3 protein-coding genes and 1 pseudogene are annotated in these 9849 nt (G+C 48.7%); all 4 read right to left on the bottom strand.

Annotated features, from left to right (window positions below; all coding sequences use genetic code 11):
• Positions 1 to 226: 226 nt before the first annotated feature.
• Positions 227 to 3871 (bottom strand): annotated as a pseudogene (locus BN4609_RS09680) (helicase-like domain-containing protein); the annotation flags it as partial.
• Between the two features lie 1258 nt (positions 3872 to 5129).
• The gene (locus BN4609_RS09675) at positions 5130 to 6782 is read right to left on the bottom strand and encodes an N-6 DNA methylase (RefSeq protein ID WP_438501688.1); all 1653 of its coding nucleotides are present in this window, start codon (positions 6780 to 6782) and stop codon (positions 5130 to 5132) included.
• A 265-nt stretch (positions 6783 to 7047) separates the two neighbouring features.
• Complete coding sequence (locus tag BN4609_RS09670) at positions 7048 to 7497, bottom strand: DUF1896 family protein (RefSeq protein WP_068856510.1); 450 nt, start codon at positions 7495 to 7497, stop codon at positions 7048 to 7050.
• Positions 7498 to 7676: 179 nt separating this feature from the next.
• Positions 7677 to 9833 carry a type IA DNA topoisomerase gene (locus BN4609_RS09665; protein ID WP_068856509.1) on the bottom strand — a complete coding sequence of 719 codons (2157 nt, stop codon included), beginning with the start codon at positions 9831 to 9833 and terminating at the stop codon, positions 7677 to 7679.
• Between the last annotated feature and the right edge of the window lie 16 nt (positions 9834 to 9849).

Here is a 9849-nt window from a genome sequence, read left to right as displayed (position 1 = left end):
CGGAGTACAAATGAAAACAATATATGCTTGTGTCGGAAAGGTATATATGAGCTGATGGTAGAGTCRTCATCAACAACAATGGYCCTGATTTGATAAACTCAGCAGGAATACTTGCTATTCATTTTTTTATGATGGGGTTATGTTYACAARTTTGAGATTTCATGTAAAAAACAGGGGTATCTTATTATGATAAAAACATCAAGATACCCCTATATATAATTAGGYGTCATAACCGACAGACGGAGCGTGCTTGTTTTCCAACTATGCTTTGTTCTGTTWCTATATTCTTTGTTTCGTGTTTTTCWGCAGTATCTTGCTCCTGTGGTGGTGCCAATTCTAACTGTATTTTTCTRTCCAAYGCCGCCAGTTCCGCTTTMAGACYTTTCAGTTCTTCCTCTTTCTTCCAAGTCTTGCCAGCTATCTCTTCCAGTTGCGGTATTTCCTTTTCCAAAGCCTTGCAYCTTGAATCATACTGYTCAATGTAGCTYGGTATCTTCTGYARGGCATTCAGAAAGTTGTTTGCCGCTGCTATCGGGTCCGACTTGGCAATRTGACCGTAGTTGTACTGGTACTTGTAATTGCCCTCGACAAAAAAGCGGTTGTCAACAAATGGAAGACCATTCTCGAAACTTGTCTCGCTGACAATCTTGACAGGGAATCCGTAGATTTCTCCAATCCGCTTGTATTGTCCGCCAGTTGTCTCTTTCTCCGCCAACATTTGCAGATGCTTTCCTATAACCTCTAAGTTCGTGGACTCCACACCATCAAGAGTGATGAGGTTGAGGATGTTGCCGTCCTTGTCTTTCYTGGCTTTGCCCATAAACTTGCCGTAGTCCTCGGTCATTCCCTTGAGAGAGGCTTTGTTGTTRCCCAGCTCTGCCGTCTTTGACTGCAATTTTGTTTCTGARTCACGCTTRCCCTTGTTAAACGATYTGCGCTCACCCTCCAGAGAAGCAACCTTCTTCTCCARCTTCGCCTTGTCAAGCAAGTCGGTATTTCCGGAGAGAATAGCCATATACTCKGAAAAATTCATRCCCGATTTCTCGTCCATCGCTCCCTCGTCAATGGTTCTCGCYCCCAAGGCTCCGCTTTTCAACTGCGAGATAAAAGTCTGCTTGCARTGCAGGAGGTTAAACTTGTACGAGTCAAGCGACTTTTCCACCGCATAGATGATGACATCCACCTTRTTGTCGGCATASAKYTTGGCAATCTCGTTGCCRGCACGMACRCCTCGACCRTYRCGYTGTKCMARRTCTGAYGGWCGCCASGGTGTGTCSMAATGATGAATMGCMACACACCKTTTTTGTGCRTTTACRCCTGTACCYAACATRGATGTGGAGCCGAACAATACTCGTACYGAACCCTCGTTCATGGCTGCTATCACCGCCTTTCTTGCYCTCTCRTTCTTGCAYTCCTGAATGAAGCGGATTTCAGACGACGGTATGCCGTAATCCTCTATCAGCTTACGCTTGATTTCWGAATACACGTTCCATTCGCCMGGTCGGTATGTTCCCARRTCTGAGAATACGAACTGCGTSCCCTTGTGATTGTCATAGCGTTTGTAATAGTCCGCTATCATCTTGGCRCAATGGCTCGCCTTGTTGTCGGGATGGTCCTCACAAGTCKGGTCTATCATGCGCATGTCRAGYGCCATCTTTCGGGCATAGTCYGTGGCTATGAGCATYTTTGCCTTCTCTTCCGTTTCCGACAGKGGCAGTCTGCCGAGGATGGTGGCATCRCCCGTCTTGGCAAACTCCATCAGCTTTTGGATGAAGTCCTCCTGCTCGGGTGTCGGYGGTATRTTATGAAGGATCTCGTTCTTCTSWGGTCTGTCCACRCCAACCGCCTCCGCCGTGCGATAGTCGGTTATCTCGTTGTAGAARGCAGCAAGCTCCGGTACCTTGATGAAGTATCGGAAACGYTCCTTCTGYACGATGTTGTTGGTGACGTTAAACTCGAAGTCGGTAGTYTTCTTGGCGAAGATTGCCGCCCACGCATCGAARCAGCGGATGTCCTGACGCTCCAGTTCMTTGGGRCGCAGGTACTTGAARAGCAGATACAACTCAGTCAGTGAGTTACTGATAGTTGTTCCYGACAGGAATGTCGCTCCCAGATCTCTGCCTGTCCGCTCCTGTATGGTACGGATAGCAAAGAGCATGTTGAGTGCCTTCTGGCTTCCCTCGCTGTTGCCGAGTCCTGCCACACGGTCGTGACGGGTRTTGAACATGAGGTTCTTGAACTGGTGRCTCTCGTCCACAAACAAGTGGTCGATGCCCATCATRCGGAAGTCCACYACATCATCGGTGCGCTGCTCGATGCTGTAGGCTATCTTCTGCAACTTCACCTCCAGRTTCTGCTTTCGCTTTTCYAAGCCTTTGAGCATTCCCCKYGACACGTCTTTGCCCTGCGTGCGTATCACTTCCAAGTTTTCCTCCACGGTATCAAGCTCMGCCTGCAATATCTGCCGYTGGAGTTCTGGCGATTGCGGTATCTTCCCGAAYTGGTCATGCGACATGATTACRCAGTCATAGTCGTTGTTCTTGATGTTGTTGAAGAAACTGACACGGTTCTTGGTGGAAAARTCCTTCTCCGAGGCATAGAGTATCCTCGCATGGGGATAAGCTGTCTGATAGGTGGCAGCTATCTCCGCGACATTGGCTTTCAGCCCGATAATCATYGGCTTGTGAGCTATACCGAGACGTTTCATCTCATGCGCAGCCATGCACATGATGAGGGTCTTGCCWGTWCCYACSKCRTGGTCACATATCCCGCCGCCGTTCTGCAAAAGCATCCATACACAGTCCTTCTGACTTGGGTACACACTCTTGACACCATACTTTCCGCCAAGGGCTTTCAGATCCARRCCGGGGAAGGTCTGGTGAGAACCGTCATACTTCGGACGCACGAAGCAGTTGAACTTCCGGTTGTACATYGTKGTCAAGCGTTCCTTAAAGGAGTCAGACTGCTCCTCCAGCCATTCAGTGAACCCGTTGCGGATTTCGTCAATCTTGGCATTGGCAAGCTGTATGCCCTCGCTGTCACGCACCTTGATGTCGTTGCCGTKYTCRTCCTCACCGATGCTCTTCATCATGTCGGGACAAGTGTTGTGCAGGGCATGTTTCAGAAGACTCATGCCGTCATAGTGGCGGTAATATCCCTTCACCATATACTCATCCGTGATGGCCATGGTCTTCATACTGCATTTTGCMGAATATTCGTCCATGCTGTCGGAATAGACGATGCTGACCTGTGTATTGAATAGGTGGCTCATGTAAGCGGAATACACACCTGTAGGAATCCAACGCTCACCGAAGTTGAAGTCCAAATCCTCAAAGGCTATCGGTTCGGGAATGCTTGCCTTCAAGGCTTCCAACGACTCGGGACAAGTGTTGTGCAGGGCATGTTTCAGAAGACTCATGCCGTCATAGTGGCGGTAATATCCCTTCACCATATACTCATCCGTGATGGCCATGGTCTTCATACTGCATTTTGCMGAATATTCGTCCATGCTGTCGGAATAGACGATGCTGACCTGTGTATTGAAKAGGTGGCTCATGTAAGCGGAATACACACCTGTAGGWATCCAACGCTCACCGAAGTTGAAGTCCARRTCCTCAAAGGCTATCGGTTCGGGAATGCTTGCCTTCAAGGCTTCCAACGACTCYCTCACGATTGCATGGTCGGGATTTTCCTTCAGCCATTCTTCTATACGYTCCGCTTTCTCTATKACATTRCCAGCAATGAAGCGGTCGGCTATCTCGTAGCCGTCTATGAGCGGATTGTAATAGATGCGCCCTTTAAGYGCTTCCGTCAGTTCCTGTTCCRGCATATCCGATAATTCWGTCATATACGGCAAGTCGATACGGCCGAACTTGTTGAGCGAGGCRGTGAGCGCTTCCTCTGGWGAATCSACATGRCTGACCTCGTCAAGCGAAAAAGAGACCGGGTGGTCGAAGATGTCYGAYTTTGTGAACTGYCCGTTTTCYACCCGTTCCAACGACAGCATGTCGCGCCCTGAGGCATCCATRAGGATGAACTTCACGTTCTGCTTGGCATTGAGGTTGCCGAAGCGGATGAAGAAAGCRTCATAATAGACATTCAGACTCTCACGCATCTGCTTGTTTTCCGTCTGTTCTTCCGCTTCATAGGTRTAAAGTTTCTGATAGGCATCACGGAGGGCGATATACARGACWGCCTTTTCTTTCTGCTCCATATTCAGATCCAACGGCATGAAGGTAGCAYCATACTTGGTAAGGTCTTTCAATACACCGATRTTTCTGGCAGAGTCGAGCACCATAGAACCCTCACGATGAAAACTTTCCAGTTTCTCATCAAATGGACGGGGCTTCATWGCATCCTCTTTCTTCCTTGCCWGCTCTTCCCGCTTTCTTTCTTGCTCTTTTTGTTGTTCCCGCTCATGATTTGTTTCTTTCAATGKGCTCTGAGTCTTGGAATCTTCTTTTGKCTCATTCCCTTTCGACTGTCCATGCCCGATTTGARCTTTGAGAACTTCTATCGGTTCCATCGGTGGTTTGAACTTCGGATCAAGCGTATCTTCAACGCCCAGAGCCTTGAGTTGTTCCTGACGGTGCTGTTCCGCCTTTTGGCGCAGCAGCACCCTGTCTTCGGGAGCCATGGTCATCATCATCTCGTAAAAGCCGTTGATTGGCGGATTCTCTTCCCAAGAGATGCTTGCGTATGGCTCATCCCCAGACAGGATTGGTTTTGTCTCCTGTGCTGTTTCCTGCTCTTTTGCATCTGTCAACGAAGGCTTTTCTTCTTTTTCCACAGGCTTTGTCACAACTTCAAAAGTCGGATTGACGCTTTTTACCAACGGACTTGCTTTCTTCCTTGACACTTTCTTGGCGACAGCACCCACTGTTACCTCTGCTTTCTTCTTCGTAGAATGGACAGCCTGACGGTTTTCTTCTTCCATTCCCCAAAGGTCAAACAGCGTCATTTGCACTGGTGGCTGATGATGATTGGATTTTTGGGATAGCTCTGCATCATCAGTAGGCTTTTCCTGCTTTTGCAAGGATACTACCGTATCGCTCTGCTTTTCCTCAATGGAAGGCTTTATCTTCTCTGTTTTTTCTATCTTTTCTGTTTCTTCAACCTCCTTAACTTCCTCAGNGCTCTTCCCGCTTTCTTTCTTGCTCTTTTTGTTGTTCCCGCTCATGATTTGTTTCTTTCAATGGGCTCTGAGTCTTGGAATCTTCTTTTGTCTCATTCCCTTTCGACTGTCCATGCCCGATTTGAACTTTGAGAACTTCTATCGGTTCCATCGGCGGCTTGAACTTCGGATCAAGCGTATCTTCAACGCCCAAAGCCTTGAGTTGTTCCTGACGGTGCAGTTCCGCCTTTTGGCGCAGCATCACCCTGTCTTCGGGAGCCATGGTCATCATCATCTCGTAAAAGCCGTTGATTGGCGGATTCTCTTCCCAAGAGATGCTTGCGTATGGTTCATCACCAGGCAGGATTGGTTTTGCCTCCTGTGTTGTTTCCTGCTCTTTTGCATCTGTCAACGAAGGCTTTTCTTCTTTTTCCACAGGCTTTGTCACAACTTCAAAAGTCGGATTGACGCTTTTTACCAACGGACTTGCTCTCTTCCTTGACACTTTCTTGGCGGCAGCACCCACTGTTACCTCTGCTTTCTTCTTCGTAGCATGGACAGTCAGACGGTTTTCTTCTTCCATTCCCCAAAGGTCAAACAGCGTCATTTGGACTGGTGGCTGCTGATGATTGGACTTTTGGGATAGCTCAGCATCATCAGTAGGCTTTTCCTGCTTTTGCAAGGATACTACCGTATCGYTCTGCTTTTCCTCAATGGAAGGCTTYATCTTCTCTGTTTTTTCTATCTTTTCTGTTTCTTCAACCTCCTTAACTTCCTCAGMCWTTGTTTCCTCTATYCCCAAGTATCGGTTCAAATTGAGGTTCTTCTTAAAGTCTTCATGGAGCATCTTTYGCAAATCCTCTGCAATGCCTTCCACACCATCCTCATGCGTGTATATCATTGCAGGTTTGCCGAACGGGTCAGTATCCAACTTTGCYGTTGTATGGATAATGCGTTCCGGATGCTCCAGAAAGTAGTTGTTTGTCGGAATGCGGTTCTCGTCATTATARACAGTGTCAAGCAGGTTGTCGTCTCCTCGCAGCGACTCCTTTTGGSTRTTTTTCTGSAGRATGATGAGGTCACTGCCCACTTCCGTRTTGGCATTTTCCGTGAACAGGTYGTTGGGAAGACGAATCGCTGACACGAGATCWGCATGATAGAGCATCATAAAACGCGCGGCACTGTTGTTTTTGGCATTCAATACGCCTTGTGAGGTGATGAAGGCAACCAACCCGCCGTCCCTTACCGTATCAAGAGCCTTGACAAAGAAGTAGTTGTGTATGCGTCTGGTGACAAGTGCCCTCATGCCTTTCATGGCTGTATARGACGGATCAAAYACGGCAACATCGCCAAASGGAATATTTGAGATGGCGAGGTCGAAGTAGTCATTGAAAGGCTTTTCTATCTTCTCGAATCCCTCTATGCGCACTTTCTGCTCCGGGTGCAGATGGCGGAGTATCTTTCCCGTAAGCAGGTCTTTTTCAAATGCCATAATGTCTGCCTTGGGATTGTTATCCAAGACGGAATCGACAAAGGCWCCGATRCCTGCCGAGGGTTCAAGMACCTTTTCGGGGATGATCTGATGCTCTTTCAACACATCCGTCAGARCCTCCGTAACGGCTGACGGCGTGTAGAATGCCGTRAGGACRGACTGTTTCAGACTGTCCATCAACTGTTTGTACTCGCTTTCATTCTTGCTGTTTTCACGGATAAGTCTATGCAGCTCCACTGTTGGAGCAAACAATTCAAGGTCTGACTTTGCCCAATKGACGGCATCCGCCAGTTCCCTGGCAGGGTTCAGGATGCACTTCAATCCMCCGAATCCGCAGTAACGCTCCAGAAGGAGACGCTCACGGGCRGTCGGCGTGCGCTGTTCCCTGTCAAGGATGAATGCYGTCTCTATCGCCTTGATGTTGTCGTTCAGMCGTTGTTTTCTATTGTACGCCATTTGACTCTATGAAAAGGGCWACGGCTCCCGTCARCTCTGTRTAGAGCTGGTCRTAGTCCGGTGACTGGGCAAAATCGTCATCGGTGAGGTCGTAAATGGAATACACGTTGTCAACCAAAGGCAGGAGGTKMTTGACAAACGCTTCCTGGTCTTCTACTGCTACCTCCAGGGGAAACTCACTGTCAACAACATCATACAGGATGCTGTACTTGGAAAWRYGGAGACCTTTCAGYAATGCTGMCATGGCAAGYTCTTGTGCCGCATCGGCAAAGAGGGCATCACGCCGTGCCTGCTCATATACYTCTGCGGCATGGTCTGCACGTTCGCGGATAAAGTCCGCATCGCTGGCTTGTGGAAAACGGTTCTCTCTGAGGTGGTTCAAGAGRTACAGTCCGTAATAGGACAGTTCTGTCTGTGCCTGTTTCTTTCTGTTCATYTGTCTGTTGAATGGATTAAGTGGTGAATAATAAACCGTGGATGGCGGTTGATGTTAGTTGAAAGCAAGAAAAAGGCACTCGGTATCCCTCCGAGTGCCGCCACTTAATCCACAGTAAATAAAAGCATCCTRAATMAAGACACCATTTATGAACCATGTTTCGGTGGCAAAGGTACAAACTATTTCTTGTATCTCTTCACATTTCCTCGCTTTTCTGYTGTTTTGCGCTCTGCAAAGACGAATTTCGTGTTGAAATTCTCGTCAAAGGCTATGGCTGCGGAGAAWGRTTTGCCTTGCTTRCTGRTRAAACCATTGAGCGTTCTGGTCTTGCCCTTGGTAAGCAARTCGGTGATGTCGSCATCAGTGAGCAACTTTCCTGCTACCTGCTTGAACACTGGCATACCGCACTCCTTGTTGCTGCATCTTACTACCTTTCCGAAGAACTGCATGGTACCTTGCTTGCATTTAGGACACTGGCAGCCGGAATCCTTGTGGCTGAAAAGTCTGTCACAACCTAACAATTCCGCAGTGATTTCACGGGTATAACCTTCGATACTATGGGTGAACCCGTCTGCACTTGCTTCACCTCGTTCAATCTTGGCAAGTTCCGCCTCCCATTTGCCCGTCATCTCCACATTGGCAATCGCCATGTTCTTCACCACGGAATGCAGGGCGAGTCCTTTTTCCGTCGGCACAAGTTTCTTCTGCTGGCGCACCATATACTCTCGTTTGAGCAGGGTTTCGATGATGGCGGCACGTGTRGCWGGTGTRCCWATACCGCWGTCCTTCATTGCCTGGCGCATCGTATCATCTTCWATCTCTTTGCCTGCGGTCTCCATTGCWGCAAGCAAYGTGGATTCCGTATGCAATGGCTTTGGTTTGGTCTTGCCCTCCGTGATGGTGCAGCCAGAAARAGTGATATGCTGTCCTTCTTGCCAGTTGGGAATGACTTGATCCTTGACCTCATTKTCTGTTGCGTCTGCATCCTTGTCCTGCCTKTTGTTCTTTTCCTTGAGCGACAACGCTCGCCAGCCAGTCTGTCGGATGATGGAGCCACTGATGCCAAACTCAACTTCATGATCCACTTGCGCCGWTACTGATGTGAYGYCCTTGATGCAGTCTGCCGAGAAYGCTTCWATCATCCGGCACAATATCATGTCATAAACGATCTTCTCGTCCTTGAAAAGACCAATGGCTGCATTTTCTGTGATGAGCAGGGCATGGTGATCGGTCACCTTGGCGGCATTCACGCTGTTCTTGCTGTAGTCCTCACTGCCAGGCAAGAGTTTCACTTTTTCTCCATATTCCGAATGATTCTCCAGATTCTTGAAGAGTTTGGGAAGGGTGGCAAATACATCATCCGAGATATAGCGGCTTGATGTTCTTGGATAGGTRATGAACTTTGCCTCGTAGAGTTTCTGGGCGATGGAKAGTGTATGCTCTGCCGTGAAGCCATGCTGGGAGTTGGCTTCTTTCTGCAAGGTGGTRAGGTCGTAAAGGAGCGGTGCCTTCTCCACCTTTCGCTTGGTTRCGACCTTTGTGATGATGRCAGAACCKGTWTCTTTCACCTTATTATATATRTCGGTTGCGGTRGCTTTGTCTGTCCAKCGGTTGRCWGATGTGAACTTCAGTATATTGCCACTGTCTGCATCAACCACACCGAAGTGTACCTGCCAGAACGGTTTCGACTCRAAACGCTTGTGTTCCCAATAGCGTTCGCACACCATGCCAAGGGTYGGAGTYTGCACACGACCTACGGAATAGGTGCCACGTCCTGCGGCTATCGTCAGGGCTTGTGTGCCGTTGATGCCGACGAGCCAGTCTGCCTCACTTCGTGCCTTGGCTGCATGATAGAGATTGTCATACTCCTTGCCRTCCSTGAGGTTCWGAAGTCCCTCACGGATGGCGGTGTCCGTAAGCGAACTGATCCAGAGACGGTCGAAAGGYTTCCTGCAACCGAGATACGYATAGAGGTATCGGAAAATCAACTCTCCCTCACGTCCGGCATCGGTTGCTACGATAATGCGCTCACTGCTGTCAAACAGCTTGCCGATWATYTTKATCTGGGCAAGCACACCTGCATCTGGTTTGTAGCCGTTCTCWGTCTTGACTTGTCGGGGAACAAGAACGAACGGGTCGGGAATYACAGGCAGATTCTCYGCATGGAATCCCTTCATGCCGTAGGTTTCCGGCATGGCAGGCTGCACTAAATGTCCGAAWGCCCATGTCACATAATAGCCATTGCCCTGCATATAGCCTTCCTCACGCTTGTCAGCTCCYACAATGTGGGCGATTTCCTTGGCTACRCTTGGYTTCTCTGCGATGATTGTCTTCATTGTCTGTTGTTTTTGT

Source organism: Leyella lascolaii, from assembly GCF_900079775.1.
GTDB lineage: Bacteria > Bacteroidota > Bacteroidia > Bacteroidales > Bacteroidaceae > Prevotella > Prevotella lascolaii.
This window is presented reverse-complemented; position numbering and strand designations above follow the sequence as displayed.